At 44.7% G+C, this 26,834-nt stretch carries 25 protein-coding genes, 1 tRNA gene and 1 other annotated feature; of the genes, 17 read left to right on the top strand and 9 right to left on the bottom strand.

Annotated elements, in window-relative coordinates; all coding sequences use genetic code 11:
* Positions 1–57 precede the first annotated feature (57 nt).
* Entirely contained in the window at positions 58–1,662 is a 1,605-nt protein-coding gene (locus tag Q1X33_RS02600) for an amidohydrolase (RefSeq protein ID WP_010747694.1), read from the bottom strand.
* Positions 1,663–2,742, bottom strand: coding sequence for a PotD/PotF family extracellular solute-binding protein (locus Q1X33_RS02595; protein WP_010747695.1), 1,080 nt, complete (start codon positions 2,740–2,742; stop codon positions 1,663–1,665).
* 267 nt (positions 2,743–3,009) lie between these two features.
* Between Q1X33_RS02595 and Q1X33_RS02590 the strand changes: the two genes are divergently transcribed.
* The 4 genes from Q1X33_RS02590 to Q1X33_RS02575 all read left to right on the top strand — a co-directional run bounded on the left by Q1X33_RS02590 (position 3,010) and on the right by Q1X33_RS02575 (position 6,278).
* Positions 3,010–3,978: an NADP-dependent oxidoreductase gene (locus Q1X33_RS02590; RefSeq protein ID WP_060791754.1), complete on the top strand. Its 969-nt coding sequence runs from the start codon at positions 3,010–3,012 to the stop codon at positions 3,976–3,978.
* A gap of 14 nt (positions 3,979–3,992) precedes the next feature.
* Positions 3,993–4,355 carry a TIGR02328 family protein gene (locus tag Q1X33_RS02585; RefSeq protein WP_010747697.1) on the top strand — a complete coding sequence of 121 codons (363 nt, stop codon included), beginning with the start codon at positions 3,993–3,995 and terminating at the stop codon, positions 4,353–4,355.
* Positions 4,356–4,507: 152 nt separating this feature from the next.
* Positions 4,508–5,569: an LLM class flavin-dependent oxidoreductase gene (locus tag Q1X33_RS02580; RefSeq protein WP_010747698.1), complete on the top strand. Its 1,062-nt coding sequence runs from the start codon at positions 4,508–4,510 to the stop codon at positions 5,567–5,569.
* Positions 5,562–6,278: an NADPH-dependent F420 reductase gene (locus tag Q1X33_RS02575; protein ID WP_010747699.1), complete on the top strand. Its 717-nt coding sequence runs from the start codon at positions 5,562–5,564 to the stop codon at positions 6,276–6,278. Before Q1X33_RS02580 ends, Q1X33_RS02575 begins: the two co-directional genes overlap by 8 nt.
* A 236-nt stretch (positions 6,279–6,514) precedes the next feature.
* Here Q1X33_RS02575 and Q1X33_RS02570 read toward each other — a convergent pair whose 3' ends face one another.
* A complete protein-coding gene (locus tag Q1X33_RS02570) occupies positions 6,515–6,967 on the bottom strand; it encodes a DIP1984 family protein (RefSeq protein ID WP_010747700.1) in 453 nt (150 codons plus the stop codon).
* Between the two features lie 561 nt (positions 6,968–7,528).
* Between Q1X33_RS02570 and Q1X33_RS02565 the strand changes: the two genes are divergently transcribed.
* The gene (locus tag Q1X33_RS02565) at positions 7,529–9,181 is read left to right on the top strand and encodes a peptide ABC transporter substrate-binding protein (protein WP_060791756.1); all 1,653 of its coding nucleotides are present in this window, start codon (positions 7,529–7,531) and stop codon (positions 9,179–9,181) included.
* Positions 9,182–9,274: 93 nt separating this feature from the next.
* Here Q1X33_RS02565 and Q1X33_RS02560 read toward each other — a convergent pair.
* A tRNA-Leu gene (locus tag Q1X33_RS02560) sits at positions 9,275–9,356 on the bottom strand.
* Between the two features lie 451 nt (positions 9,357–9,807).
* Positions 9,808–10,047 (top strand) — a binding site (T-box leader).
* A 91-nt stretch (positions 10,048–10,138) separates the two neighbouring features.
* Between Q1X33_RS02560 and Q1X33_RS02555 the strand changes: the two genes are divergently transcribed.
* The 6 genes from Q1X33_RS02555 (at position 10,139) to Q1X33_RS02530 (ending at position 16,232) form a co-directional block, all read left to right on the top strand.
* The gene (locus Q1X33_RS02555; protein ID WP_005225399.1) at positions 10,139–10,987 is read left to right on the top strand and encodes an S-adenosyl-l-methionine hydroxide adenosyltransferase family protein; all 849 of its coding nucleotides are present in this window, start codon (positions 10,139–10,141) and stop codon (positions 10,985–10,987) included.
* Positions 10,984–11,538 carry an ECF-type riboflavin transporter substrate-binding protein gene (locus Q1X33_RS02550; protein ID WP_005225401.1) on the top strand — a complete coding sequence of 185 codons (555 nt, stop codon included), beginning with the start codon at positions 10,984–10,986 and terminating at the stop codon, positions 11,536–11,538. Before Q1X33_RS02555 ends, Q1X33_RS02550 begins: the two co-directional genes overlap by 4 nt.
* Positions 11,539–11,563: 25 nt before the next feature.
* Positions 11,564–13,273 carry an ABC transporter ATP-binding protein gene (locus Q1X33_RS02545; protein WP_301969522.1) on the top strand — a complete coding sequence of 570 codons (1,710 nt, stop codon included), beginning with the start codon at positions 11,564–11,566 and terminating at the stop codon, positions 13,271–13,273.
* Complete coding sequence (locus Q1X33_RS02540) at positions 13,263–14,093, top strand: energy-coupling factor transporter transmembrane protein EcfT (RefSeq protein WP_005225404.1); 831 nt, start codon at positions 13,263–13,265, stop codon at positions 14,091–14,093. The genes Q1X33_RS02545 and Q1X33_RS02540 overlap by 11 nt, the downstream gene beginning before the upstream one ends.
* 442 nt (positions 14,094–14,535) lie before the next feature.
* Positions 14,536–15,420, top strand: coding sequence for an ABC transporter ATP-binding protein (locus tag Q1X33_RS02535; protein ID WP_081116807.1), 885 nt, complete (start codon positions 14,536–14,538; stop codon positions 15,418–15,420).
* The gene (locus Q1X33_RS02530; protein WP_016610651.1) at positions 15,417–16,232 is read left to right on the top strand and encodes an ABC transporter permease subunit; all 816 of its coding nucleotides are present in this window, start codon (positions 15,417–15,419) and stop codon (positions 16,230–16,232) included. The genes Q1X33_RS02535 and Q1X33_RS02530 overlap by 4 nt, the downstream gene beginning before the upstream one ends.
* A gap of 284 nt (positions 16,233–16,516) precedes the next feature.
* On the opposite strand, the gene Q1X33_RS02525 is transcribed toward Q1X33_RS02530, so the two are convergent.
* Positions 16,517–17,407, bottom strand: coding sequence for a neutral zinc metallopeptidase (locus tag Q1X33_RS02525; RefSeq protein ID WP_010747705.1), 891 nt, complete (start codon positions 17,405–17,407; stop codon positions 16,517–16,519).
* A 201-nt stretch (positions 17,408–17,608) separates the two neighbouring features.
* Here Q1X33_RS02525 and Q1X33_RS02520 point away from each other — a divergent pair, with 201 nt between their 5' ends.
* Genes Q1X33_RS02520 through Q1X33_RS02500 form a run of 5 tightly spaced genes read left to right on the top strand, consistent with a single transcriptional unit; the run spans position 17,609 to position 21,959 of the window.
* Positions 17,609–19,249, top strand: a complete 1,641-nt coding sequence (locus tag Q1X33_RS02520; RefSeq protein ID WP_060791760.1) for a PRD domain-containing protein — start codon at positions 17,609–17,611, stop codon at positions 19,247–19,249.
* Complete coding sequence (locus Q1X33_RS02515; protein WP_005225412.1) at positions 19,246–19,674, top strand: PTS sugar transporter subunit IIA; 429 nt, start codon at positions 19,246–19,248, stop codon at positions 19,672–19,674. Before Q1X33_RS02520 ends, Q1X33_RS02515 begins: the two co-directional genes overlap by 4 nt.
* A gap of 12 nt (positions 19,675–19,686) precedes the next feature.
* A complete protein-coding gene (locus Q1X33_RS02510; RefSeq protein ID WP_005225413.1) occupies positions 19,687–19,968 on the top strand; it encodes a PTS sugar transporter subunit IIB in 282 nt (93 codons plus the stop codon).
* Positions 19,969–19,970: 2 nt separating this feature from the next.
* Entirely contained in the window at positions 19,971–21,221 is a 1,251-nt protein-coding gene (locus tag Q1X33_RS02505) for a PTS ascorbate transporter subunit IIC (protein ID WP_005225414.1), read from the top strand.
* Positions 21,222–21,959 (top strand): SIS domain-containing protein, encoded by a 738-nt coding sequence (locus Q1X33_RS02500; RefSeq protein WP_005225415.1) that lies wholly within the window; start codon positions 21,222–21,224, stop codon positions 21,957–21,959.
* Positions 21,960–22,054: 95 nt separating this feature from the next.
* Here Q1X33_RS02500 and Q1X33_RS02495 read toward each other — a convergent pair whose 3' ends face one another.
* On the bottom strand, positions 22,055–22,894 hold the full coding sequence (locus Q1X33_RS02495) for an aldo/keto reductase (RefSeq protein WP_005225416.1): 840 nt from the start codon (positions 22,892–22,894) through the stop codon (positions 22,055–22,057).
* Positions 22,895–23,028: 134 nt separating this feature from the next.
* Positions 23,029–23,856, bottom strand: a complete 828-nt coding sequence (locus Q1X33_RS02490; protein WP_005225417.1) for a manganese catalase family protein — start codon at positions 23,854–23,856, stop codon at positions 23,029–23,031.
* Positions 23,857–24,041: 185 nt separating this feature from the next.
* On the opposite strand from Q1X33_RS02490, the gene Q1X33_RS02485 reads away from it, so the two are divergent.
* The gene (locus tag Q1X33_RS02485) at positions 24,042–24,983 is read left to right on the top strand and encodes a magnesium transporter CorA family protein (protein WP_010747710.1); all 942 of its coding nucleotides are present in this window, start codon (positions 24,042–24,044) and stop codon (positions 24,981–24,983) included.
* A gap of 73 nt (positions 24,984–25,056) precedes the next feature.
* Here the strand turns inward: Q1X33_RS02485 and Q1X33_RS02480 are convergent, their stop codons facing one another.
* Positions 25,057–25,908 (bottom strand): carbohydrate ABC transporter permease, encoded by an 852-nt coding sequence (locus Q1X33_RS02480; RefSeq protein ID WP_010747711.1) that lies wholly within the window; start codon positions 25,906–25,908, stop codon positions 25,057–25,059.
* Positions 25,898–26,770, bottom strand: a complete 873-nt coding sequence (locus tag Q1X33_RS02475; RefSeq protein WP_010747712.1) for a carbohydrate ABC transporter permease — start codon at positions 26,768–26,770, stop codon at positions 25,898–25,900. The genes Q1X33_RS02480 and Q1X33_RS02475 overlap by 11 nt, the downstream gene beginning before the upstream one ends.
* Between the last annotated feature and the right edge of the window lie 64 nt (positions 26,771–26,834).

Raw genomic sequence — 26,834 nt, 5'->3', positions numbered from 1 at the left:
ATTTTTTTATCAAAGAAAAACACCAGACCTTGTACTTTCACAAGATCTAGTGTTTCATCAGTTGCCCCGATAAACAAATTGCCCATCAAATACGGTCGCTTCAACAGTCGTTTGAAGCAATTCTTCGGCAGTCAAAGGCAAGATATTTTGGGACAAAATACAAAGATCGGCTAAACAGCCAACTTCTAATCGACCGATATCTTGCCGACTCAAGGCTTTGGCGGCGCCTGCGGTGTGGGCATAGAGGGCATCGGCGATGGAGATTTTTTCTTGTGGCATCAATCCGCCTGCTGGCTGGCCGTTTTTTTCCTGCCGAGCAACCGCATAATACAGCGAGTCTAAAGGAGTCACGTCGATCACGACTGGCGTATCAGTCCCAAAAGCCAAGGTTGCGCCTTGCTCTAGAAAGGACTGAAAAGGAAACATTTGACTGGCACGCTGAGGGCCTACTTCTTCATCGAGGGTCTCATAACCGACTAATAAATGGCTAGGCTGTACGGAGAGTACCAGTTGTTCTTGGCGAACTAGTGGCAGATCAGCGGCATCCATCACTTCCAAGTGTTCCAAAGTATTGGCTTTGCCTTTAGAAAGCGGGTGAGCAGCAGCACTTTCTTGATAAAAGAGGAGTGCTTGTCGAATCGCTTCATCACCGATGGTATGGATGCGCATCGGCCAGTCTTGCTGGTTGGCTTGTAAAATAAAGCGGCGCATCCGTTGAACATCGATCAACGGCATCCCGACATCACCAGCAAAATACGGTGTTTCATATTCCTCTTTTAAAAAAGCCGTGTGCGTACTCGTCACACCATCAAAAAATTGTTTGACGCCGCCCATTTGTACTTTTTCGGAGCGATAAGTACGGTAAGTTTTTTTCAGTTGCGTGATGTCTTCTCGCATGGCTGGATAAAAGACAGCGCGCAAGGTCGCTTCTGCTTCTGTTTGCCGATAAAGAGTGGGGTAGACCAAATCGTCCCAGCTTTCTCCTGTCAAGGCAACATCACCGATCGTCGTAATGCCGTATTGATTGAGCTGCTTCATATAGGTCAGAAAGGCAGCAGGGCTTTGTGCTTGGAAAGACTGTAAGACCTTTGCTAAATAATGAATGGCGATCGCTTCTAAAAAGCAGCCGCTTAATTGTCCGCTGTTTTCGTCAAGCAGTGCCTCGCCGCTGATCCCTGCTGGTAAGTTCTCAGGTGTGATCCCTAAAGCAGCGATCCCTTGGCTATTCAACCAAATACTGTGGGCATCACCTGAAATCAGCATGACAGGCGTGTCGGCACAATAGTTGTCGATCGAATCTTTCGTCGGGTAGACTTGCTGACCGAAATCACTGCTGAACCAGCCGATGCCGATTTTCCATCCATGAGTGATGGGCAAGGCGGGCACTTGCTGGGCAACGGCTTCTTCTGTCACTCCCGTAAGATGGGTCAGTGCCCCTTGATGGAGTAATGCGGAAAGATAAAAATGAACATGAGCATCAATAAAGCCTGGAATGATCATTTGTTCTTTGAGATCAATGACCTGGGTGTCTTCAGCAAGTGTTGGCAGCGCTGAAAGAGGACCTACAGCCGTGATTTTCTGGTCTTCTATCAGGAGAAAGCCCGCAAAAGTCGTTTTCGTTTTGGTATCAAAGATGTGTTCAGATTTTAGTAATAGTGACAATTATAATCCCAACTTCCATTCAAGGAAAAGGTCGTTATAAAGCTCAACCGCTTCTTTTCCTAAGTATTCATAATGTTCCATTTGTTCCATCGCACTTGGCTCAGGGTAGAAAGCCTTGTCAGCAGTCAGTTCTACTGGCAGCATGGCTTTGGCCGTTTCACTCGGCGTGGCGTAGCCCACGTATTCGGCATTTTGTGCGGCATTTTCTGGTCGCAGCATAAAATTGATGAAGGCGTAGGCTCCCTCAAGATTGCCAACGGTTTTCGGGATCGCAAAATTGTCTGTCCAAATCGCACCGCCGTCATTGGGAACGATATAGGTGACGGCAGGATTTTCCGCCATCACATAAGCGGCATCGCCCGAATATCCGATTCCTAAAGGGGCATCGTTGTTGATCATCAAGGTTTTGATCTCGTCGGTCAAAACTGCTTTGACATTGGGACGGATACTTTCCAGCTTCTTCAAGGCTTTGGTGACCTTGGTCGGGTCTTTTTCATTTTGGGAAAGACCGAGCGTCTGTAACGCGATTCCTAAGGTTTCGCGAGCACCATCCACCATCAATACATCATTTTTAAATGCAGGGTCCCATAAATCACTCCAGCCATGGATCGAAGAAACATCAACTTCTTCAGTATTTGCCATGATTCCGATCGTGCCCCAAAAATAGGGGATCGAGTAGGTATTGTCAGGATCAAAGGCTTGATCCATCAAAAAAGGCGACAGATCTTCCGTTCCCGTCAATTTCTGATGGTCTAAAGGCACTAACAGTCCTTCTTCGATCATTTTCGGAATGATCGATTCGCTAGGGAAAACCAAATCATAGCGCGAGCCGCCTTGTTTGATTTTCGTTTCCATCGCTTCGTTGGAGTCAAATGTATTATAAATCACTGAGTAACCAGTCTCAGTTTCGAATGTTTTGATCAATTCGGGGTCAATATATTCGCCCCAATTGTAAATAATCACTGTATTTTTGTCGGACGACGTTGCTGCCCCCGATTCTTTCGTTAACACCGAAGCACCTAAAAACAGCAACGCGGTGATGCCGATCACACCGCCAAAAAATACCCACAACCTTTTCAATTCATCAATTCCTTCTTTCTCTACAATTTCGTATTTCTTGAGTAGCGTAATTGATTTTTAAAGAAAAGGCAATAAAAAAATGAAGAAAAAATAAACCCGTTTCTTTCAAGGCTTTGAAGGAGGAACGGCCAGGTGGCTGGGGCAGTTTCCAAACATATCATTTGTCAAATTCCCTCCTTTTTCCTAAGCTAGGGAAGTGAGAAATCAAGGGATGGAAAAACAGGAACCTCTCTTTGATGAAGAATGAATGTAAGGAGTGAAGCATCAATGGAAACACGTGCTGTCGTTATTGAAGCCTATGGTGGAAAAGACCAATTAAAAGAAGCAACGGTCCAATTACCAGAATTAAAAGCAAATCAATTATTAGTCAAAGTTGCCGCAACATCCATCAACCCGATCGATTGGAAATTAAGAGAAGGCTATTTAAAACAAATGTTTCCGTGGGACTTCCCAATTATTTTAGGCTGGGATGTCGCAGGGGATATCGTAGAAATAGGTGCTGACGTGACAGAATTCAAAGTTGGTGATGCGATCTATGCCCGCCCTGAAACGACTCGTTTTGGGACGTATGCTGATTACGCCATCGTGGATGCTGAGTTAGCAGCGATCAAACCAGAAAACCAAAACTACGCAGAAGCAGCTGCAGTGCCATTAGCTGGTTTGACTGCTTACCAAGCGTTGTTTGAACACGGTCGTTTAAAAGAAGGGGAAAAAGTCTTGATCCATGCCGGAGCAGGCGGAGTTGGTACCTATGCGATCCAACTAGCAAAAGCAGCTGGCGCTTACGTCATCACGACGGCTAGTCCTCGTAACCATGAGTTATTGCAAAAACTTGGTGCCGATGAGATCATCGATTACCATACGACAGATTTTGAAGAAGTCTTGCAAGACATCGATTTGGTCTTTGATACGATGGGGGGCGACACCCAGAAGAAAAGTTTCACTGTCTTAAAACCTAAGGGCCGTCTGATCTCAATTTTGAGTATTGAAGACGAAGACTTGGCAAAAGAAAAAGACATCTTCGCCAAAGCAATTTGGTTACGAACCAACGGCAAACAATTGGCAGAATTGACAGAGCTGATCGAAGCAGAAAAAGTCAACAGTGTCATCGGTGCAACCTTCCCATTGACGGCACAAGGAATTTACGATGCCCACGCATTGAGTGAGACACACCATGCAGTCGGCAAGATCGTTATTGAAAATCAAGACAATTTCATCAGCCAGGACGCAGAATAAAGGAGGCTGAACCGATGCGCTTATGGCATGAAGCGCTGATACCTGCTTTGCCTCGGCAGCAGCTGTTAGGCCAGCATCGTGAAGCAGCAGCCTTACGGGGGCTAGGCTGGGGTAAGAAGCACGCAACCGTCGATTACGTTTTTACCCATCCGCCCTATAAATTGTTTCAATACCATCAGTTAGTGCTGGATGAAATGACCTATCGAGGCTATCGGCCAGCACCTGAATGGTACGATCCAGCGTATCGTGGCAAAAATCTGCCGCTGGAACCCTCCGTTCAAGCTGTTCCTTTGACTACGCCGATCTATCCAGAACATGATGAAGCATACTTGGAAGAATGCTTAGTGAATCTCCATAGTAAAGGGATCTATCTTTAAAGACCAAACACTTTCCTGAATTTTTGTTCGGGAAAGTGTTTTTTTGCTTTAAAATTGGAAACTTACAAAAAGTAAGCATATTGTTCGCAACTTTTTTTGTTCCTTGTTATAGTGAGAACAGAGAATCAGTAATGAGAAATGAGGAAAAGAAAATGACCATCAATCACAGAAATCTTGAATTTGGGTTAGATACGTTTGGCGATCTAGCCTTTGATGATACAACGAAAGAACGGATCAGTTATAGCGAATCGTTGCGCAATATCGTGGCAGAAGGGAAATTAGCCGATGAAGTCGGCATCGATGTCATTGCCTTAGGGGAGCACCATCGGGAAGAATATTCGATCTCAAGTCCTGATACGGTACTAGCGGCTTTAGCGATGGTTACCAATACCATCAAATTAGGTACCGGTGTAACTGTCTTGAGTTCGGATGATCCCGTGCGGGTCTACGAACGGTTTGCGACCGTTGACGCGTTGTCGAACGGTCGTGCACAAATCATGCTGGGACGAGGATCTTTTACTGAATCATTCCCTCTATTCGGCTATGACTTGCAAGATTATGAAGAACTATTTGAAGAAAAAACAGCGATGTTTAGTGAACTGAGAAAAGGCAAACCATTAACTTGGGAAGGCAAGTTCACGCAATCCTTAAAAAATGCCGACGTTTTTCCAAAAATCGAGGGACACCAATTAGATACCTATGTAGGTGTCGGTGGAACCCCTGAATCGATCATTCGTGCCGTCCGTTATGGGTTTCCCGTTATGTTAGCGATCATCGGTGGCGAGCCTGCTCGTTTTGCGCCCTATGTTGATCTGTATAAAAAGGCAGCGCAGCAATTGGGGCAACCGATTTTGCCAATCGGCATGCACTCCCATGGTGTGATCGCCGACACCGACGAAGAAGCCTATGAAATCGGCTGGAACTACATCAAAAAGAGCATGGACAAAATCGGTCTTGATCGCGGCTGGCCAGCCATGAGCAAAGAGCGCTTTGACTTTGAAGTCGAACATGGATCTTACTATGTAGGCAGTCCAGAAACCGTGGCGCAAAAAATCGCCCGTATGATGCCGCAAGTCGGTGTAGAACGCTTTGATCTGGTTTACGGTACTGGCGGACAGCTGCAAAAAGACCGTTTCAAAACGATTGAATTGTATGGAACCAAAGTGATTCCACGGGTGAAAGAATTGTTGGCAGCAGGTGATAGCAATGCCTAAAACCATCGGTATTTTAGGCGCAGGCAAGTTAGGCTTAGCACTCGCAAATCTTGGTGCCCAGGCGGGCTATCGGGTCTTGATCGCCAGTACGAAGCCAGCAGAAAAAATCGCCTTGTCCGTTTCTGTGTTGGCTCCGGGAGCGATCGCAAAAAATGCCGTTGAGGTGATGACAGAAGCCCAAACGATCCTTTTGGCAATCCCATTGAGTAAGTACCAACAGCTGCCAGCAGAAGCTTTGGCTGGCAAGCTAGTGATCGATGCCATGAATTATTGGTGGGAAGTCGATGGCAAAGAAACAGAATACTCATCCATCGAGCAGACTTCTTCGGAACGTGTGCAACGCTATTTTTCCCAAAGTAAAGTAGTCAAAGGATTCAATCATATGGGGTACCACGATATCCAAGAGGAATCCTTGCTGACGAGAACGGCTGCTCAAGGAACTGCCAAAAAAGCCATCGCCATTGCTGGTGATGACCAAACCGCCCTCGATCAGATAGCAGAAATCGTTGCTGCCTTCGGCTTTGATCCCTTTCCTATCGGTGCTTTAGCTAATGGCATCATGTTAGAACCCGGCAGTCCTTTCTTTGGTGCCAATCAAACCAAAGAGGGATTGACGGCATTGATGAAGGCGTTTTGGAGCAGTGAGAAAGGGCAAGCGTTTCTGGCGCGTCCTTCCGCTGTGAGTAACAAGCAGCAGGTTCCTCAGTAAAAGAGCCGGCTCCACGTACGGCTGGATACGATAAAAACAACCCTCTTCTCAAAAAAAGAAGAGGGTTTTTCCCATCCAGTCAAATCAGCACGTGGTCGCTAAAAAATACAATGTGATTGTTACGATTGTGATTCGTAAGCAGTGGTTGTTACGTTTACGTCTCTGCCAGACGTTCCATAGTGTACATATTAGCCTGTACCTGCTTTGTGCTCGCCTTTGACACCCACCCATGTTTGTTAAAGATCGACTAGCCAGTTGGTTTGTTGGATCTTTCCATCTAATTCTCGCAGCTGTTTGGCGGTCGTATTCAATTGCTCCGTTAGCGTTTTTGTATCGATCGTGCGCACCAGTCGAATTTCGTTGCGACCCATTCGGGGAGCTGCTTTGGTTTCATCCAGTGCTTGCGTAAGCAGTGCATGCTTGCGGCGCAGCTGTTCTCGCTGTTCTAGTGCTTCCATCAGCAATAACGCACTATCTGCTAAAGAGGCAGTCGCATTTTTCCGATTGATGGCTACGACTAATTCTGAATACTGTTGATTGATCTCATCGTATTCCTTGAACAATTCTGTGATACTACGATCCAAGGTATCGCCTTCTTGGACTAACACACTGCTAGAGATTTCGTTGCGCAATTGAAACAGACGATTGTTCAAATCTCGTCTTAAAAGTAACGCTTCTGCTAATTTCATTTTGGCACACTCCTTTTTACAAATGAGAAGGCTTATCTAGTTCTTATCCTAGAGAAGAACGTGACGAAAGGCAAGCAAGACGCAAAACAAGCTCTGATAGAAAAATCATAAAAAACTGAATATTCGCAATTCTTGTTGACTTCCAAAAACACCAATAGTATACTTTAAAACAATCATGAAATAGACAAAAAAACGTCATTTACCTGTTTTTTAGATAAAAAGAAAGACGATGAAGAGAAGAGTAGCTTTGGAATCTGTTAGAAGAGAACCCGGATGGTGAGAAAGGGCAGCAGAAAAAAAGTGAAGATGAGCTCTGAGTGATCTGATTTGTTCACGCAAATCAGACGGAAAGCAGCCGTTACCGTGCCAAGTATCTTAGCGTACTGTTGAGGTGCCATTTGTGAGAATGGTGCGAAAAAGGGTGGTAACACGAAAATCTCGTCCCTTTGTTTGTCAAAGTTGATAAGCAAAGGGATGAGGTTTTTTCTTTTTATCGTTGAATGCGTTTTTTGCTGTCATGAAAAACACTTGCGTTGGTTGCGCAATCACATAGGAGGAAGAATGAAAATGATCTGGAAGAAGCGTTTATTGGTTGCAGCAGGAGTGATTGGGTTGACCCTTTCTGGCTGCACGACAACAGGAAATACCGAGGGATCAGAGGCTGAAACTAACGGTGCGCCGAATCAAGCGATTGCGGTGAGTCTACCTGCTGAGCTGACGACTCTCGATACGACCCAAACGACGGATAAAGCAACGTTTACCATCGTACAACATTTATTCGAAGGGCTCTACCGTTTCGATGAAAACAGTGAACCAGTTCCAGGCTTGGCAGAAGGAGTCGAAATCAGTGAAGATGGCAAAACCTATACCTTTACTTTGCGAGATGATGCGAAGTGGAGCAATGGCGAAGCGATCACTTCGGCTGACTTTGCTTATGCGTGGAAAAAGTTAGTTGATCCAGCAACGATGGGACCAAACGCCTATTTGTTGGATAATGTAGTCAATAGTAAAGACATTCGTGAAGGCAATGCAGACGTAGAAACGATTGGTCTGGAAACCCCAGATGACGCGACCTTTATCGTACAGTTGGAGCAGCCGCAGCCTTCGTTTTTATCCTTGATTTCCATCGGCTGGTTGGCACCGCAAAATCAAGCCTTTGTTGAAGAAAAAGGCGAGACCTATGCCCGGACAAGTGAAGATTTGTTGTATTCTGGTCCCTTTACTTTAACCGATTGGCAACAGACAGGAGACGAGTGGACGCTAGTGAAAAACGACCAATACTACGATGCTGATGTCGTTCAATTGGAGGAAATCAAAGGCTCCACCATCAAAGAAGAAAATACGGGGATCCAATTGTTTGAAAGCGGCGACCTTGATTTGCAAAAAATCAGCGGGATCTACGTCCAACAATACGGGGACAATGAAGAACTAGTTACGCAAAACGATGTGGCGAACTTTTTCTTAGACTTCAATAAAACCGCCAACGATGCCTTAGCAAATGTTCATGTGCGTAAAGCAATCGCGTTGGCGATCGACAAAGAAAGTCTCGTGGATAATGTGTTGAACGATGGAGCGAAAGTTTTAAATGGATTGATCCCTACTGGCTTAGCTGCGAATCCAAATACTGGCGAAGATTTTCGAGCATATAGCGGTGATTATAATCTGTATGATTTAGAGGCTGCCAAGGAAGAGTGGGAAAAAGCCCAAGCGGAAATTGGTGAAAGTACGACGCTGCGTTTATTAGTGACAGATGATGACAATGGTCAAAAAATCGGGGAGTACTTGCAAAGCCAACTGCAAGAAAACTTGCCAGGCTTGTCGATCTCCATCAACAAACAGCCACGTGCCAGCTTAAATCAATCAAGAGCAAATAGTGATTATGAGCTTTCCGTTTCTGGCTGGATCGCTGGAAGCAGTGACATGGATATGTTCTTTATCTTATACAAAAACGGCGCTTCCTTTAATTACGGCGGCTATGTCAATGAAGAATATACGGCGTTGACGGAAGATGCGCGCACCGTTCATGCCAATGACCCCGATCAATATTTTGAAGATTACAAAGCGGCAGAAGAAATTTTGTTGGAACAAGATGCTGCGCAAGTCCCTCTTTACCAAAGTGCTTCAAATTATTTGATCAAATCAAATGTTAAAGACATCCAATTCCCAGCTTATGGTGCGCATTTCTTTTTCCGCACCGCCTATGTTAGTGAATAAGGGGAAAAATAGTTGAATGAAACGCGCATGTTTATTCGATGAACATGCGCGTTTTGCAACAAAAAAAGCAGTTCAGAAAGCTGAACTGCTAAATGCGGAAGATGGGAGTTGAACCCACACGAGATAAACTCACACGCGCCTGAAGCGTGCGCGTCTGCCATTCCGCCACTTCCGCATAAGATAAAGATAATCCTTTCTAGGAAGAAAATCAAATCCAATCTCACAAAAAGGAGCCCGCCAGCGGGGACTGGCGGGAAGGAGTAAAAATGAAAAAGTGTTAGGGTTGTTCGTTGGTATGCATTTATAATAGCGGGAAAATGTGAAAAAAAGTTGACGAATCAAACAGAATTCTGAGAAGAAATCGCCAAGAAAAAGTGAAACCATCTAGAACAGTCAGAAGGCAAAAAGGAGCCCGCCAGCGGGGACTGGCGGGAAGGAGTAAAAATGAAAAAGTGTTAGGGTTGTTTGTTGGTATACAGGTATCATACCGAGAAAATATGAAGAATTTTCGAGTGAAATTTAGAAATTGCGTGAATCTTTTGACAAATTATGGCTTCTGTTTGAATTTTTTCTTAAAAGAGAATTGACAAAAGGCACAAGCTTTGATAATTTTAATGAAACAAAATGCAAACGCGATGAAAAAGAAAGTAGAATCACGGGCGTTGTCTAGCAGAGAGTTCCAGCAGGTGAGAAGGAACGACAACAAATGATTTGAAAATGACTTTGGAGCGGATTTTCTGACTAATTAGGAAAATACGGTTGCCCCGTTAACAAGCGACAGTCTCCGAGTGTTTTCGGGTACTGAATGAGGTGAGGCCTGTGAAGGTTTTACAGATTAAGGTGGTACCGCAGGTGATGCCCTTAGCTTTGGCTAAGGGCTTTTTTTGTGTCTGTAGGGTCAGCTGTTTCATGCGAAGGTTTTGTTGAAAAGGAGAAAGGTTGTTGGGAGGAGAGAAAATGCACAAATTAGTGGTTCAAACCGATTTTGGTTTGCAAGATGGAGCGGTCAATGCGATGTACGGGGTAGCCTATCAAGTGGCACCAGAGCTGGTCATTGCGGATTTGACTCATGAGATCGAGCCATACAACATTCATGACGCCAGCTATCGCCTGCTACAAAGCGTCACCTATTGGCCAGCAGGAACCGTCTTTGTTTCAGTGGTCGATCCTGGCGTAGGGTCTGATCGACGAAGTGTGGTTGCCAAGCTGGCGACCGGGCAGTTGGTTTTGACACCAGATAACGGCACCCTGACCTATTTAGCGACTTATATCGGAATCGCTGAACTTCGGGTGATCAATGAGGCAACTGAGCGCTTGGCAGGATCAGCCGAAAGCCATACGTTTCATGGTCGGGATGTTTATATGTATAATGCCGCTCGGCTCGCCAGCGGCGCCATCAGCTTTGAAGAGCTAGGAACACCTGAACCTAAAGAAGCGATCCAAGTTTTTGCCATTGAAAAGCCAAGCCAAACAGCTGAAACGATCACAGGGACGATCGATATTCTCGATATCCGCTTTGGTTCGTTGTGGACGAATATTCCCCACACGTTCTTTAAGCAATGGCAGGTCCAATACAATGAGTCGCTGCTCGTCAGTATCTACTACCAAGATACCCTGCGTTATCAAGAAGAAGTGCGTTTCGGACGCTCCTTTGCGCAAGTGGCAGAACAAGAACCCGTCTTATATGTCAATTCCTTGCTGAATATCGGTTTAGGGCTCAACTTGGCTTCATTTGCTGAAACCTATAAAATAGGGACTGGCACGAATTGGAAAATTACCCTTAAAAAAAGGAGAAATGAAAAATGAATCAATCAAAATTTACAGTAAAACACATTGTTGCAATCGGTATCGGTGCTGCGGTCTTTTTCGTCTTAAAACGTTTCGTCACGATTCCGACGGGTTTCCCAAATACAGATATCGCCACAGCCTATCCTTTCTTGGCTCTATTAGGCGTTGTCTACGGTCCGATCGTGGCTGGTTTAGCAGGTTTTATCGGTCATGCTCTAGGAGATTTAACGACTTATGGTCCATGGTGGTCTTGGATCGCCGCCTCTGGGATCTTAGGGGTGTTCTTTGGACTTTTGACTCGTTGGATTCCAATCCAGCAAGGAACCTTTGGCGCTAAAGAAATTCGGACCTTCTTGATCGGTGAAACGATCGCAAATTTGGTCGTCTGGGTGATCATTGCCCCGATCGGGGATATTTTGATCTATGGCGAACCAGCGAACAAAGTCTTTACGCAAGGAGTCATTGCGGGATTGACCAATGCAGTCGTAACTGGGATAATCGGAGTGATCCTGCTAAAAGCCTATGCCCAAACCAAAACCAAAAAAGGCAGCTTGAGTAAGGAATCCTAACCAAAGAAATGTGTGAAGGCTAAAAATGAAACAAAAAATCATTCAATTTACGAATTTTTCTTTCCAATATGATGCACAAGCGGAACCGACCTTGAAAAACATCGATCTAACGATCTATGAAGGAGAAAAAGTCCTGATCGTCGGTGCCAGCGGTTCTGGCAAAAGTACATTAGGAAAATGTTTGAACGGTTTGATCCCGCAAAACGACAAAGGCAGTAGTACTGGAGAATTGACAATCGGTACCAATGCCTTTGGGCAAGCTTCCATCTATGAGCTGTCTTTGACCGTCGGCACGGTGCTGCAAGACACCGATAGCCAATTTGTAGGCTTGACCGTAGCAGAAGATATCGTGTTTTCATTGGAAAACGATCAGCGCAGTCAAGCAGTGATGCAAGAGGCGCTGCGTTTTTGGGCAGAAAAGGCTGACTTAATGGATCATTTGGCGAAAAAACCGCAGGAATTATCGGGTGGCCAAAAGCAACGTGTTTCAATGGCAGGTGTTTTGATCGATGAAACACCGATTCTACTGTTTGATGAGCCGCTAGCCAACTTGGATCCGCAAACAGGTGTGGAAGCCATCAAAATGATCGACCAGCTGTATCAAGAGAAGCGTTTTACCACCATCATCATTGAACATCGCTTAGAAGAAGTGTTAGCCGCAGCTGTCGATCGCATCATCGTGATGGAAGAAGGCCGCATCCTTGCCGACAGTACACCGAATGAACTATTAAAAACGGATATGCTGCAGCAAGTCGGCATTCGTGAACCGCTGTATTTAGCTGCTTTAAAAAAAGCGGGGGTTCCCGTGACCGACGCTGCTGATTTGGTCGCGGTAGAAGCATTTGCATCACCTGAGATTGCCGAAAAACTGACTCAGTTTCAAGAAAAATTTCCGAAACCGGCGCTTCCTAGCCACCAGCCGCCGTTGTTGGAAGCGAAGAATCTATCGTTTTCCTACCAAGTGGGCAAACCCATTTTGCAAGCACTGGATTTTACCATCCATCAAGGAGAAATGATTAGTTTGGTCGGGCATAATGGCGCAGGAAAATCGACCTTGTCCCATTTGATTACCGGCTTTTTAACTCCGACTTCTGGCAAGTTGCTTTGGCAAGGAACGAACATGGGCAATGATTCCATCAAAGAACGAGCGCAAAAAATCGGGTATGTGTTGCAAAACAGCAATCAAATGCTGTCAAAAAACTTCCTGTTTGACGAAGTTGCCTTAGGCTTGCGCAACCGAAACGTTCCAGAGGCTGAAATTACAGAAAAAGTTCATCAGACCTTGAAAATTTGTGGTCTTTATCCGTTTCGTTCATGGCCATTGTCGGCACTAAGTCATGGGCAAAAACGCCGAGCCGCCATTGCAGCGATCCTCGTCTTAGATCCTGAACTCATTTTATTGGATGAGCCGACAGCGGGACAAGACTATCGCCATTACACCGAAATGATGCAATTTTTACAGGAGTTGAACCAGCGGGGATTAACGATCGTTATGATCACCCACGATATGCATTTGATGTTGGAGTATACACAGCGGACGATCGTTTTGACAAAAGGAACGATTTTGCTGGACGCTCCGCCAGAAGTTGTCTTAGCAGACAAACAAGTGGTGAGTGCCGCAAACCTCAAAGAAACCAGCTTGTATACACTGGCGACCCTTAACCAGCTGACAGATCCCGCCGCTTTTACTGCCGCCTTCATTGCCAGCGAGAAGGAGGGACACGATGGAGAGTAATCTAATCGGCTATCTTGACCGCAAAACGTGGATTCACCAATTAAGCGGTGCTGCAAAACTGATTTGTTTTTTGCTGCTATCCGTCATCGGGATGATTTCTTATGATACGCGCTTTCTCATTGGACTGGCATTGTTTTCGGTCTTTCTATTTGCCAGTGCTGGAATTCGCTACCGAGATATCGCTTTTGTATTAAAATTTATCATCTTCTTTTCGCTTTTGAATTTGGTGGCGGTCTATCTTTTCGCACCAGAATACGGGGTGGAGATCTACGGTACGCGCCACGTGATTTTCGAAGGGATCGGTCGGTATACATTGACCCAAGAGCAAGTGTTTTATGAGTTGAATCTATTGATCAAATATTTTGTCACGATTCCGCCAGGATTGATTTTCCTGTTTACCACCAATCCTAGTGAGTTAGCGTCCAGCATCAACCGCATCGGGATTTCCTACAAGATCGCCTATGCAGTCGCACTGGCTTTGCGTTACATTCCCGATATTCAAGATGATTTTCGGACCATTGCCAAAGCGCAGCAAGCACGGGGCGTGGAGCTTTCTAAAAAAGCACCTTTGCGCAAGCGAGTGGCAGGCAATGTCGCGATCGCGATTCCTTTGATTTTTTCCAGCTTGGAACGGATCGACCATATTTCTGCTGCCATGGAGCTAAGAAGGTTTGGCAAACATAAGCAGCGTACCTGGCTGAAAGCTAAGCCGATCCAAGGCAAAGATCTTTTGGCGATTGCTGTCGTTTGCTTGATCGTGGCGCTCGGATTGTCCTTGATGGTACTTAATGGCGGACGTTTCTACAATCCGTTTCGTTAACAAATCACCCCATGAAAACTAAAAAAACGGACGCATTGTCAATAATGAAAGTGGGACGGATGATTCAGAATTGATTCATCCGTCCCAGAAATGATCGAGCCAAAAAACGCAGGATAGTCAGTCAATTGACTTTAGCGAGTGCTACATTTGCTAAAGTCAGTTGCTGCTAGGTCTGCGTTTTTTTGCCGCAAAAAAAAGGAGCCCGCCAGCGGGGACTGGCGGGATAGGAGTAAAAATGAAAAAGTGTTAGGGTTGTTTGTTGGTATGTATTTATAGTAACGGGAAAATGTGAAAAAAATAGGAAGAGAAAGCAATAGAAGTGTGTCAATCTGTTGATGATTTTCGTAAAACATTCCAGCGGAAGCCTTTTAGATCTTTGATTGACGGAAACGCCAAATAAGGCTACACTGATGGCATCAAAGCAGTACAAGGAGGGGACAGGATGGATGCCATTACGATCAACGGACTAAGCAAACAATACAACAAGAAGTACGCCATCGAGAACGTATCATTGCAAGTGGCAGAAGGAGAGATTTTTGGCTTTATTGGACCAAATGGTGCGGGAAAATCAACGACCATCAAAGTATTGTTGAATTTTATCAAACCAGATGCAGGACAGGCGGCGATTTTTGGACGAGATTGCCAACAAGCAGCCAAAGAGATCAAAACGTTTACTGGGTATGTTTCCAGTGATGTACGGTTTTATTCAAAAATGACGACAGCAGAACTACTGGCATTTACGGCGGATTTTCATCAAGTCAAGCAGCCAAAAAAAGAGATTCAGGAGTTGATGGAGCTTTTTCAAATTGATCCAAACAAATCGATCGCAGAACTTTCTTTAGGGAACAAGAAAAAAGTCGGGCTTGCGAGCGCCTTGATTGCACAACCGAGAATGTTGATTTTAGATGAGCCGACCAATGGCTTAGATCCCTTGATCCAAAAACGGCTGTTTGAAGAGCTCCTTAGAAGAAACAAACAGGGGATGACGATTTTTCTATCTAGCCATGATTTGCATGAAATTCAGACCTATGCCCATCGGACCGCCTTTATTCGTGAAGGACAGATCATCACCGTGAAAGAACTGAGTGAGGAAGAAAATTTCGGCAAAGTTGTAACGCTCACGAATGAGGGTAGCCTCTCATTAGCCGGCTTGGAAAACGTACAGGTTCTTGCTCAGGAATCACACAGCTTGCGTTTTTTCTATCAAGGGGACATGAATCAGCTGGCACATTTTTTAACCAATCCTGCCATTAAAGAGTTCACGATCGAACACCCAACCCTTGAACAGCAATTTATGCTCCTGTATGAAGGAGGTTCTCAAAAATGACTTTAATGAAAATCGATCTTAAAAATACCTTCAAAGGCTGGCTAGTCTGGGCGATCCTTTTTGCAGCAATCATTTTTGCATTTACGGCTATCTATCCTCAAATGATCACGCCAGAAATGAAAACGTCGTTAGACCAGATGTTGGGCTCTTTCAGCCCAGAATTACTAGGCATCTTTAACATCCAACTGACAGGACCCTCAAGCTTGGTTTCCCCGACAGGCTTTTTCGGGTACTACTTTCAATACTTATTTATCGCTGCGTGTATTTATGGGATGCTTTTAGGCTTGAACAGTCTGATCACTGAAGAATCAGAAGGAACGATCGAGTATTTATACGCTCAGCCTATTAGCCGCAGAGAAATCGTTGGGTGGAAGTTCCTCGCTCGATTGTTGTTGCTGACTGGCTTTTGGCTGATTGCTTATGGCAGTAGTCTGGCCTCATTTGCTTTGTTCAAACTACCTGAAGATGACCTGTCCGCTTTTATAGAAGAAATCAGCAAAATCTTCGTTGCCGAGTACGGTGTCTTAGTCTTTTTCCTCTGTCTAGGTTTCTTTTTATCCACGATCTTGCGTTCCAGCAAACAAACCGCCAGCGTCGGCTTAGGCTGCGTGTTCGGTCTGTATTTGCTCGGCATCGTGGGGGAACTCTACGATAAATTGGAATGGCTGGCAGGACTTTCACCTGTGCGGATGGCATTACCCGTCCAACTCATGGATAACGGCGCGACATCAGTCCTTTGGGTACTGCTGATCGGTATCATCTGTTTCTTTGGCACCTTTTCCCGTTATGAGCGTAAAGACTTGCAGGTCTGAGTATATCAATCAAAAGACAAAAAAGAGCCTGTCAGCGGGGACTGACAGGCAAAGGAGTAAAAATGAAAAAGTGTTAGGGTTGTTTGTTGGTATGCTTATATAATAGTCTCGAAATGTGAAAAAAGTATGACGAAGCAGGCACGTTTTTGCGAAAAAATCATTGCGAAAGTTAAGAAAGCGTAAAGCGTCCCTTCACCAAAAGGCTTGAAGGGGCAACAAGAACCTAAAATCACTCCGAAGCAGCAGGCGGTTCATGCTGTTTCGGAGTGATTTTTTAATTGAAGCTACTTGCTCAAGTCAAGGCTATCGACATTAAAGGTGTCGCCATGTGCTAAGTCACCATAACGATAGCCACGGTTAAACCAGTCCACGCGTTGCTGCGATGTGCCGTGCGTAAAACTATCTGGAACAACATAGCCTTGGTATTCTTTTTGCAGCGTATCATCCCCGATGGCATTGGCAGCTGTGATTGCTTCTTGAATGTCGCCAGCTTCTAAGATCGGTTGTCCTTGATAGGTTTCGCCTTGCAAGTATTTCGCAAAAGTACCAGCTAAGTAGTCAGCTTGCAGTTCCAAACGAACGCTGTACTGATTGTATTCCTTTTCTGAAACTTGCTGGCGGATTTTGTCCAATTGTTGGGTGATCCCCAGCTCATTTTGCACATGATGACCGACTTCATGGGCGATGACATAGGCCATTGCGAAGTCGCCGCTTGCGCCATATTTATCGGAAAGCTCATTGGCAAAGCTAAGATCAAGGTACACATTCTCATCTGCTGGGCAATAAAACGGACCAACCTGTGACGTGGCATAGCCGCATGCCGACTGCACGCTTCCCGTAAATAATACGAGTGTCGGGTCTTGATAGGTTTCTTGCCGCTCTTGAAAAACGTCTTGCCAATAATCTTCTAAATAGCCGAATACGACTGCGGAAAACTCTTTTTCCTCCGTGTACTCACTGGTGCCCACATTTTCTGTCTGGTAATTGGCTGCTTGACCGCTGCCACCCAAGACATCCGGCAGCGAATTTAAATCACCACCGCTAAACAGGAAAAATAAAACAGCGATGATCACCGTACCGATCCCGCCACCAGCAGCCAGCATCCCGCCTGAGCCAGATGATCGCCCCGTTCGATCATCGACATTTCTGCTTTGTCTACCCCCACGCCATTTCATGTTATCTCCTCCTATATAAATCCTAGCTTAATTATAAGAGAAAGGCGGCAGATTGTGAAAAAAAGCGCCTTGAAATTGTTATAAAATGCCTGCAGGAGCCTTGAAAATCAAAGTGTACACTCCTTTTAATCATTCTTTAATCTAACAATTAGCCTTCTAATTTGGTACAGTAGCAATAAAATAGAGGTAGAGGGTGAGCGTATGAAAATGAATTATTCGGGGACATCGGAACGAAGGATTTTGATTTTTAAACGGTTGATTGCTGGCGAGCACCTCAGCTATCAGCAGTTAGCAGAGGATTATTTCGTTTCCCGCAGCAGTATTGCAAAAGATATTTCTTATTTAAAAGAACTGTTTCAAAAAGAAAGCTTGCGCCTGAGATTTGATAATTCAGGTACATTTTTTGAAGGAAGTGAATCCCAGATCCATCGGGTGCTCAAACGCTTTTGCTTAATGATGCTGGATCAACCAGCGGCGTTTTCCTTGTTGGTGGAACCTGCGAAATACCAGGAAGTAAATCAGGCGTTTCGTCGAGCGTTAATGGAAAAACAAGTGGAAATGCCCGACAGCTACATCCAAAGTATCGTCCTTTCCATCGTGCTGCTGATCGAACGGGCGAGTCATGCGGAAAACTTAGTGATTGAAGAAAATCGCCAAGTGGGGAAACTGTTTTTGGAGTTCGACAAATATCCGTTAGTCTATGAGCTACTGAAAGAAATCGAAGAACAGCACATTTATCAATTTTCACCAAAAGAAGTGCAATATCTAACCTACCTGATTGTCGGTAGCGGCTTGAAATTTTTTATGAAAAGTGAAAAAGTTCCTTTCGTCTTTCGGGGAAAAGTGCGCAACTTGATTCAAAAAATCAGCGAAGGCTTAGGCACCGACTTGACCCAAGACAATCGATTGGAAGAAGATGTGACGATCCATCTGTATCAACTGCTGTTGCGGATCGAAGCGCAAACCACAGTCGTCAACCCTTTGTTAGAGGAAATCAAGCAAAACTATCCTGCCTTGTATGGCGTGGTCTGGTTCTCGCTCCATGATTTTTTGAAAGCGTATCAAGTGGGGATCTCTGATGATGAGATCGGATTTGTCACAATCCATTTTCAAGCAGCGATCGAGCGAATGCGCCGCATGAATAAAATCATTTTTGTCTGTCCCAATGGCGTCGGCACTAGCTCGTTTGTCTCTGCGAAAATTCGTCGCATTCTGCCAGAGATCGACAGTATCGAAACCGTTTCAGTTGAAAAATTAAAGCAGATGGACATCTCGGCGATCGATTTTATTATTTCAACCATCGATCTTGTCGGGATTCAAAAACCTGTGGTGCGGATCTCGCCTATGGTGACCAATCGCGACATGAAGCGGATCATGAATCACTACATCGATTTAGTCATCGATAATGAGGCGGTGGTCGATCAAAATGGTTTACTTCTTCAAGCCCAATCGATGATCCAGCCAACCGTCTTTTTCGAGCGATTTGCCAGCAAAACAGAAGCCATCAATTTTCTGATCGAACAAACCCCTTTTAGTGATGAAAAACGAAAAGCGCAGTTTCAGCAATCCGTCATTGAAAGAGAGCAGCTACAATCAACCTATTTAGATAATGGCTTTGCCATCCCTCATGGCAATCCGAATTATGTCGAAAAAACAGCCATCTCGATTTTGCTTTTGGATCAGCCAGTAGAATGGGGCAACCAAAAAGCCGACATCATTATTTTATTGATGATCCGAGAGGATGAGACGCAAAAGGTGGAACCAATGATGAAATTGATCATGCAAGGAATCGAAAACAAAGAATGGTTCCTATCAAAAATGTTGGAGGTTAAATCAGAATGAAAGTGAAGGATTCTTTGCCTGAAAAGCATATACAAACGGATGAGACAGTGACAGATTGGCGCTCAGCCGTAAAATTAGCCAGCCAGCCCTTGCTGGATGAAGCGCTGATCACGTCAGCTTACATCGAAGCGATGATTCAAAGCGTGGAAGAAAATGGTCCTTACATGGTGTTGGCGGATTACTTTGCGCTGATGCATGCACGTCCTGGAGAAGGGGTTTTGGAACAAAGTATGAGCCTTTTAGTAACGAAACAGCCCATCGATCTTGAGGGCAAACCGGTGCGGATATTTCTTGTCTTAGCCGCCGCAGATAGTCAAAGCCATCTAGAAAGCTTGAAAGAGATCATGGCAATCTTTATGGATGAAGAAAAATACAACGTGATATTAAATGGCGATCGGGAACAAATTTGTCAATTATTCCAATAGGAGGAAAAGGATATGAAAATTTTAGCAGTATGTGGATTTGGTGTAGGAAGCTCAATGGTATTGAAAATGACGATCGACAAGGTGATCAAAGAGTTAGGGTTGACGGCAACTGCCGAGAATACTGATTTATCAACGGCAAAAGCGACACCAGCAGATGTTTATTTTACGAGTAATGAATTATTAAATGAGTTAAAAGCATCCGTGAAAGCACCCGTTTATCCAATCAAAAAGTATATGGATAAAGAAGAAGTCAAACAGCAAATGGAAAAATTTTTAGCTGAAAGAGAGGGATAATCATGAATTTTGTCACGGATTATATTTTAAAAAATCCGCCAGTCCTACTGGGGATCATTGCCATGATTGGGTTATTGGTACAAAGAAAACCTTTTGCAGAAGTCGTTAAAGGAACCTTAACAGCTTCCTTCGGGATGGTGGCATTGACGGCTGGGGTAAATATGTTGGTGGGAACGATCGCACCGATCAATGCAGCGGTTCAAACCCAATTAGGCGTTGCTGTGTCAGATGGGCTCTCTGACATCACCTTTACGGCAGAATACGGCGGAACAGTAGGTTTAGCGATGTTTTTCGGACTTGTCATTCATTTATTGATTGCTCGCTTTACACCTGTGAAGACGATTTTCCTCACCGGTCACATGTTGTGGTGGTTCCCGTTCGTCATCGTCGCTGGGGGCGTTGAAGGCGGACTTACCGGAATCCCATTGTTGATTTTAGGGGCGGTTCTATCTGCTTGTTACTGGTCCTTCATGCCATGGATCATGCGTAAATATGTGTGGGATGCCACAGGCGATGATTCATTCTTGATCGGTCATCCAACGGGGATCTTGTCATTGGTTTCAGGCTTTGTTGCAAAACGGGTCGGAAACAAAGAAAAATCGACGGAAGATTTGAAAGTGCCAGAAAATCTCTCGTTTTTCCGTGAAATATCGATTACTGGCGCGTTAGTGATGTTTTTGATGAATATCGTTATCGGTTTGATTGCGCCCGTATTAGTTCCTGAAGGGGGCAACTTGGTGATGTTTGCGGTTGATGCTGGCTTGAACTTCGGTGCAGGATTATTGATCATGTTGTATGGGGTACGTCTATTGATCAACCAAATCATTCCCGCCTTTCAAGGGATCGCAGAAAAAGTCGTTCCTGGAGCGAAACCAGCTTTTGATGTACCAATCTTGTTCAACTATCGTCCAAATGCTGTAATCATCGGCTTTATCGTGGCGATGATCACCTCAACGATTTTAGTGGTCATTGCCAATACGACCAACGTCTTTGGCATTTTGATCGTTCCTTTAGTTATCACCAGCTTCTTTGAATGTGGCGGTGCTGCGGTGATCGGCGAAGGACAAGGGGGCTTGCGAGGTGCCATTATTGGTACGATCACAGCTTCTGTCGTTATGGTAGCACTCGTTGGGATCTCTGCAGCGATGTTCTCAACGACGATTCAAAACTGGATCTTGATTTTCGGTGGGAACGATTTATCTCTATGGGGCATCCTTGGTGAATTGATCGGCAAGCTGTTTGGAGGGGTTTAAATGTTTCAATACTTTGAAAAAGCAAAAGAACTATTGTCTATTGTAGAAGAAAAAGAAGCACCAGCGATTGAGCAAGCCATTGAATTGCTGACGCAAGCCAACTTGACCAAAAAAGCCATCTACATTTTTGGCGCAAGTCACGCTGGGATCTTAGCCGAAGAGATGTATTATCGAGCAGGCGGCATGATGACCATCAACGCGATCTTTGGAAGAGAACTGATGCTTGATCGCAGCCCAATCACCTTCACTAGTAAAATGGAGCGCTTAGAAGGCTACGGTAGTGCCTTGGCGGCGACCCAACCCTTTACAGCAGGTGATGTGCTGATCTTGCATTCGGTGTCTGGGCGAAACCCAGTTATCATCGATATGGCGCTTCATGCCAAAGAAAAGGGGGTCAAGATCATCGCATTAACGAATCTTACCTATTCAAAAACAGTCACCAGCCGCCATACTTCAGGCTTGCGTTTGTTTGAAACGGCGGATATCGTCATCGACAATCATGGGGAGATTGGCGATGCAGCGTGTACGATTCCTGACGTCGAACAAAAAGTCGGCCCCACATCCACCGTAGTCGGTGCAACGATCTTAAATGCGATCATCGTTGAAGTTTGCCAAAAACTAAAAGAAGCCGGTGTCGACTATCCGCCGATTTTTTACTCAGCGAACCTAGACGGCGGGGATGAATTGAACCAGTCCCTGTTTGAAAAGTACCAAGAAGCGATCCATTATCAGCTGTAAGTAGGGAAGCAAATTCGTTTATTATTGATATTAAAACATCATCTGTTGCTCCGTCGATCAAGGAGTAGCAGATGATGTTTTTTAGGTATCATTGTTTATTCAAATTCTTCATACTCATTTGGGTCTTGACCATCGATGCGGCCGTCTGCTTTGTTTAACTGATTGATTTGATTGATTTCATCTTCAGTCAGTTCAAAGTCGAAGATTGCAAGATTTTCTCGTTGATGGGCGAGGTTTCTTGATTTTGGAAGGGGCAAAATGCCACGATCCACATGCCAGCGCAAGATGATTTGACCAGCTGATTTTTGGTATTTCTCAGCTAATTCAGTGATCAGTGGTTCTTTCAGGGCATCGCTGCCACGACCTAATGGGCTCCAAGCTTCCGTTACGATGCCGCGCTTTTTGTTTTCTGCGACCATCCGTTCTTGGACCCAGTAAGGATGGATCTCAATTTGATTTAATGCAGGAGTCACACCTGTTGCTTCAATGATGGCATCCAAATGTTCTGGTTCAAAATTGGAAACGCCGATGGAACGGATCAAGCCTAATTTTTGGGCGGTCACTAAGGCTTGCCAAGCTTCGACATATTTGCCGCGTTTTGGTAATGGCCAGTGGATCAAAAAGGCATCGAAGTAGTCGAGCCCCATGCGAGCAAGGGATTCTTGAATGCTGGTTAAGGCATCATCATAGCCATGGTATTTTCCTGGTAATTTTGAGGTGATATAAAATTCTGAACGTGGGATACCCGAGCGACGGATCGCTTTGCCGACAATGCCTTCATTGTCATAATTGGTTGAAGAATCGATCAAGCGATACCCGTCGGCGATCGCTGCTTGCAGCTGGCTCAATCCTTCGCCACCACGGATCTGATAGGTACCGATGCCCAATGCGGGGCGTAAATTGCCGTCGTTTAATGTCAGTAAAGGTGCTTTCATAAAATGATTCCTCCTTTTCTTTTCTACATTCTACTCTAACGCTTTTTTGACAGGAACGTAACCAACTTGCTCAAACAGACAAAAAAAAAGAGCAACGGTTTCTGTTTCAGAAACAATTGCTCTTTTTGATCAAATTATTTTTCAGGCGGTGTGCCATACATTTTTGGTGTGACTTGATCGAGTTTTGGCGCTTTTCCTTCGACTTTTGGTTCGTCTAGCCATTGGTATTCGCCTTCACCATCAAGGGCTTTGCCTTTCGCCCAAGAGCCTTCTTTACTTTGGTCGCCTTCTGAGAAGTTATAGAAATCATAAGCGATATCTAAGCGTTCGTTTTTGCGGTCAAAGGTAGTCGGCACTAAAATTGAGCCTTCGTTTTCTTCCAATTCTTTCACGGCAGCTGCCCAGAGATTTTGGTGGTAGCTATCACGTGCTAATAAAACTGAAAGTAAGTCTTTGACCCCACGGTCATCGATCATTTCATAGATGCGTGCTACTTGCAGACGACCTTGTGATTCCGCATTTAAGTTGGCACGGAAATCAGCAAGTAAGTTGCCACTAGCAATGATATACGCACCTGACCATGGATTGCCGACGCTATCAGCAGGACGTGGTCCTAAGCCTGCAACGATGGCATGTTGCGGATTCATTCCAGAAATGATCGCACCGATCGTTGGGTCTTTTTTCATAGCCGCTTCTTGATCTTCCACAGGTGCACCTTCCAGTAGACGTGCAACCATCGTTGCTAACATTTCAACGTGTCCAAGCTCTTCAGTAGCGATATCCATTAACATGTCTTTGTATTTTTCTTCCCCACGGCAGCTCCATCCTTGGAATAAGTATTGCATGGCAACACTCATCTCTCCATATTGTCCACCGATTAATTCTTGAAGGTATTTCGCAACTAACGGATTTGGTTTTTCTGGTTTAGCTTCAAACTGTAATTCTTTCTGATGACGAAACATACTATTCCTCCTAAAATTTTTTATTGGACCCATAAAAAGTTTCTCATGAATCGAAACGTTCGTCTAATAAAACGCACTTTGACAAAATGAAAAAAGCATCGAAAAGAAAAGCCATTTATTTTGACAAAAAGCCTGAAGCGTTAGATAGTTAAATTAAGAGAGAATTAGAAAAGGAGCGAGTCACCATGTTTCAGTATTACAAAATGGAAGACCGAAAAATAAGCAAATCTTCGGAGGAGGATTACAATTGGCTAGTGGTTTCTGGCACAGATCCAGAGGAACAACGACACTTGTTAGATAAGTATCAACTGCCTGAAGATATTTTTATTGGCGCCAATGAACCGGAAGAAGTGTCACGGTTGGAATACTTGCGCAACACCAAGTTAAATCATCCGATTCTCTATACCTTGATCGATTTGTCGGAAGTGACTGAGGATCGAATCGAAGACCGTCTTGAGCCTGTGACTTTTATCTACACCAAAGATCTATTGATCACGTATGTCTCTCATCAATCCAATCTGATCAAACGATTGATCGAAAAGCATGAGCAAGATATCCAGCGGTATGAAGATATCGTTGCCTATTCGACGTTGATGATCTACACCCATTACATCAAAGGTCTGCAGGAGATGAAGAAGCAAATCGATGATTTGGATCAAGCAGCCCGTAAAACGACAGAAAACAAGGAATTGTTTAACTTAGCCGATACCGAGCGAGACATGGTCTATCTTGATCACACCTTGCGGGACCAAAACCATACCGTCGATCGTTTGATGGATCGCAAAGAATTTTTGGATCGTTTGGATAATGAAGCACTCGTTTATGACATCAAGCTGCGGCAAAAATTTGCCATGAAAATGGTCACTATCTATCGCGACTTGTTAGAAACCATCGGTGGCTTGTTCTCCGATATGATGGACAACAATCTAAACCATCTGATGAAATACTTAGACTCTGCAGCATTAGTGGTGGCAGTGCCGTCCTTGATCGCGGGGCTATGGGGGATCAACACCGGAGGACTGCCAGGAAAAGACAATGCGATCGGTACGATCGTCGTCTTTGGCTTGGCTATTTTAGTCGGCATTTTAACTGCCGTCTACTTGTCACGAAAAGACTTTTCAAAATAAAAAGCGCCGCTGCTCTGTGGCACCGTTCATCCATAAAAGGAGAAAGGTGCGACGAAGCAGTCGGCACTTTTTTTTATTTTAGCCCGCTGTCTAAATTGCTGTCGAGAATCCAGCGCTGAAAGGCGAGGAAGACCAGCAGCAAAGGCAAAATGGAAATTACCGAGGCAGCGATCAAAATCGTCCAATTGATATTTTCCGCGCCCACCAAGCTGCGGATCGCCACTTGCAAGGTGTATTTTTTCGGATCATTCAAGACGATCAAGGGCCAGATATAATCATTCCACCGCCACTGGAAGGAAAAGATCCCCAGTGTCATAATGATTGGTCGGGCAATCGGCAGCATGATTTTCAAAAAGATCATCCCATCCGAAGCGCCATCGATGCGGGCTGATTCAATCAGATCGTCAGGAACGGAGACGAAAAAGGTTCGGAACATAAAGATACCTGTTGCTGTATTGATGGAAGGGATGATGATCCCCAATAAGTTATCATATAAGCCTAGTGAACGAATGACAGAAAACGTTGGGTTCATGATAACTTCCGTCGGCAGCATGGTGGTGGCGATGATACAGATGAAGAAAAAACGCAGCCATTTCGCATCATATTTTGCAAAGGCATAGCCACAGGCGGCGCTGACTAGGATCGTCAATAAAGTGGTGACCACCGCTGAAATCAACGTATTATTGAAGTAACGAAAGAAATCCAATGTTGTCCAAGCATCAATAAAGTTTTGAATGGTTGGATTTTCAGGAATGATTTTCAAGGGATAAGCAAATAATTCAGTCCCTGGTTTAAAGGCACTCAATAAGAACCAAAGTAGTGGAAAAAGGTACAGCAGGGAAGTGATGATCAGTGCCAGCGTTAAAAAAAACATCGCTGACTTTCTTGTGACAGGTCGTTTGGTTTTGATGGTCTTAGATGTCATTCTTGCCGCCTCCAATCTTCATTTGTGCTAAGCCTAACAGTAAAAGAATCACGAAAAGTACCATGGAGGCAGCACTGGCATAGCCGACCCGCATTTTGTCAAACCCAGTCGTATAGATATATTGCACGATCAACATGTTGTCGGTTCCTGGACCACCATTGGTCAGCGATTGCACGAGGGCGAACTCTTTCATGGCGCCGATCGAAGCCAATAAGATGACCATAAAGGAAGTCGGCCGCAGCATAGGCAAGGTGATGTAGCGTAATTTATGCCCAAAGCTGGCGCCGTCGATCTCGGCAGCTTCATACAACGAGCGGGGGATATTTTTCAAAGCTGCAGTAAATTGCAGCATGTTAAAGGCAGTCCCGCCCCAGATGGCAGCCAAAATAATAACAGAAAAGGCAGCATTCGAGTCGGTAAACCACGGGACAGTTTGTTGTCCCGCTTGCTCTAGAATAAAGTTGATAAAGCCAAAGTTTTCACCAAACAGCCATTTCCAGATAACCCCAGCGATGATCCCAGAGATGGTCCATGGTAAGAAAAAAATGATCTTTGCGAAAAATTTGCCTTTCGCCAGCTGACTGTTCAACATCAAAGCGACGGCGAGAGAAACGACATAGATACTTGGGACCAGAATGATCACATAACGAAATGTACGAAATAGTGCTTTATAGAAGCTGGCGTCTTGAAACAATTCTTGATAGTTCGCCAAGCCGATAAAATTGGCTGTCGCAAAGCCTTTATAGTCGGTTAACGAGTAATAAAGTCCTAAGAGTGCTGGAATCAAAAAGAAGATAATGAACAAAATGATGCTTGCGCCAGTGAATAGCAACGGCCATTTGTTTTTTTGTAAAGTACTCACAGAAAATTCCTCCTCCGACGATCGTATCAGCAACAAAGAACCCGCAGTCTGCAAAAAGCCAGAC

This window comes from Enterococcus sp. B2E4 (assembly GCF_030499455.1).
Taxonomy (GTDB): domain Bacteria; phylum Bacillota; class Bacilli; order Lactobacillales; family Enterococcaceae; genus Enterococcus_D; species Enterococcus_D casseliflavus.
The sequence above is the reverse complement of the archived record's forward strand: the minus strand, read 5'-3'. Positions and strand labels throughout refer to the sequence as shown.

Bases quoted from the DNA above. Each gene is read 5' to 3' on its own strand.
- Q1X33_RS02590 (WP_060791754.1), top strand. From the start codon at position 3,010: ATGGAAACACGTGCTGTCGTTATTGAAGCCTATGGTGGAAAAGACCAA.
- Q1X33_RS02585 (WP_010747697.1), top strand. From the start codon at position 3,993: ATGCGCTTATGGCATGAAGCGCTGATACCTGCTTTGCCTCGGCAGCAG.
- Q1X33_RS02580 (WP_010747698.1), top strand. From the start codon at position 4,508: ATGACCATCAATCACAGAAATCTTGAATTTGGGTTAGATACGTTTGGC.
- Q1X33_RS02575 (WP_010747699.1), top strand. From the start codon at position 5,562: ATGCCTAAAACCATCGGTATTTTAGGCGCAGGCAAGTTAGGCTTAGCA.
- Q1X33_RS02570 (WP_010747700.1), bottom strand. From the start codon at position 6,967: ATGAAATTAGCAGAAGCGTTACTTTTAAGACGAGATTTGAACAATCGT.
- Q1X33_RS02565 (WP_060791756.1), top strand. From the start codon at position 7,529: ATGAAAATGATCTGGAAGAAGCGTTTATTGGTTGCAGCAGGAGTGATT.
- Q1X33_RS02555 (WP_005225399.1), top strand. From the start codon at position 10,139: ATGCACAAATTAGTGGTTCAAACCGATTTTGGTTTGCAAGATGGAGCG.
- Q1X33_RS02550 (WP_005225401.1), top strand. From the start codon at position 10,984: ATGAATCAATCAAAATTTACAGTAAAACACATTGTTGCAATCGGTATC.
- Q1X33_RS02545 (WP_301969522.1), top strand. From the start codon at position 11,564: ATGAAACAAAAAATCATTCAATTTACGAATTTTTCTTTCCAATATGAT.
- Q1X33_RS02540 (WP_005225404.1), top strand. From the start codon at position 13,263: ATGGAGAGTAATCTAATCGGCTATCTTGACCGCAAAACGTGGATTCAC.
- Q1X33_RS02535 (WP_081116807.1), top strand. From the start codon at position 14,536: ATGGATGCCATTACGATCAACGGACTAAGCAAACAATACAACAAGAAG.
- Q1X33_RS02530 (WP_016610651.1), top strand. From the start codon at position 15,417: ATGACTTTAATGAAAATCGATCTTAAAAATACCTTCAAAGGCTGGCTA.
- Q1X33_RS02525 (WP_010747705.1), bottom strand. From the start codon at position 17,407: ATGAAATGGCGTGGGGGTAGACAAAGCAGAAATGTCGATGATCGAACG.
- Q1X33_RS02520 (WP_060791760.1), top strand. From the start codon at position 17,609: ATGAAAATGAATTATTCGGGGACATCGGAACGAAGGATTTTGATTTTT.
- Q1X33_RS02515 (WP_005225412.1), top strand. From the start codon at position 19,246: ATGAAAGTGAAGGATTCTTTGCCTGAAAAGCATATACAAACGGATGAG.
- Q1X33_RS02510 (WP_005225413.1), top strand. From the start codon at position 19,687: ATGAAAATTTTAGCAGTATGTGGATTTGGTGTAGGAAGCTCAATGGTA.
- Q1X33_RS02505 (WP_005225414.1), top strand. From the start codon at position 19,971: ATGAATTTTGTCACGGATTATATTTTAAAAAATCCGCCAGTCCTACTG.
- Q1X33_RS02500 (WP_005225415.1), top strand. From the start codon at position 21,222: ATGTTTCAATACTTTGAAAAAGCAAAAGAACTATTGTCTATTGTAGAA.
- Q1X33_RS02495 (WP_005225416.1), bottom strand. From the start codon at position 22,894: ATGAAAGCACCTTTACTGACATTAAACGACGGCAATTTACGCCCCGCA.
- Q1X33_RS02490 (WP_005225417.1), bottom strand. From the start codon at position 23,856: ATGTTTCGTCATCAGAAAGAATTACAGTTTGAAGCTAAACCAGAAAAA.
- Q1X33_RS02485 (WP_010747710.1), top strand. From the start codon at position 24,042: ATGTTTCAGTATTACAAAATGGAAGACCGAAAAATAAGCAAATCTTCG.
- Q1X33_RS02480 (WP_010747711.1), bottom strand. From the start codon at position 25,908: ATGACATCTAAGACCATCAAAACCAAACGACCTGTCACAAGAAAGTCA.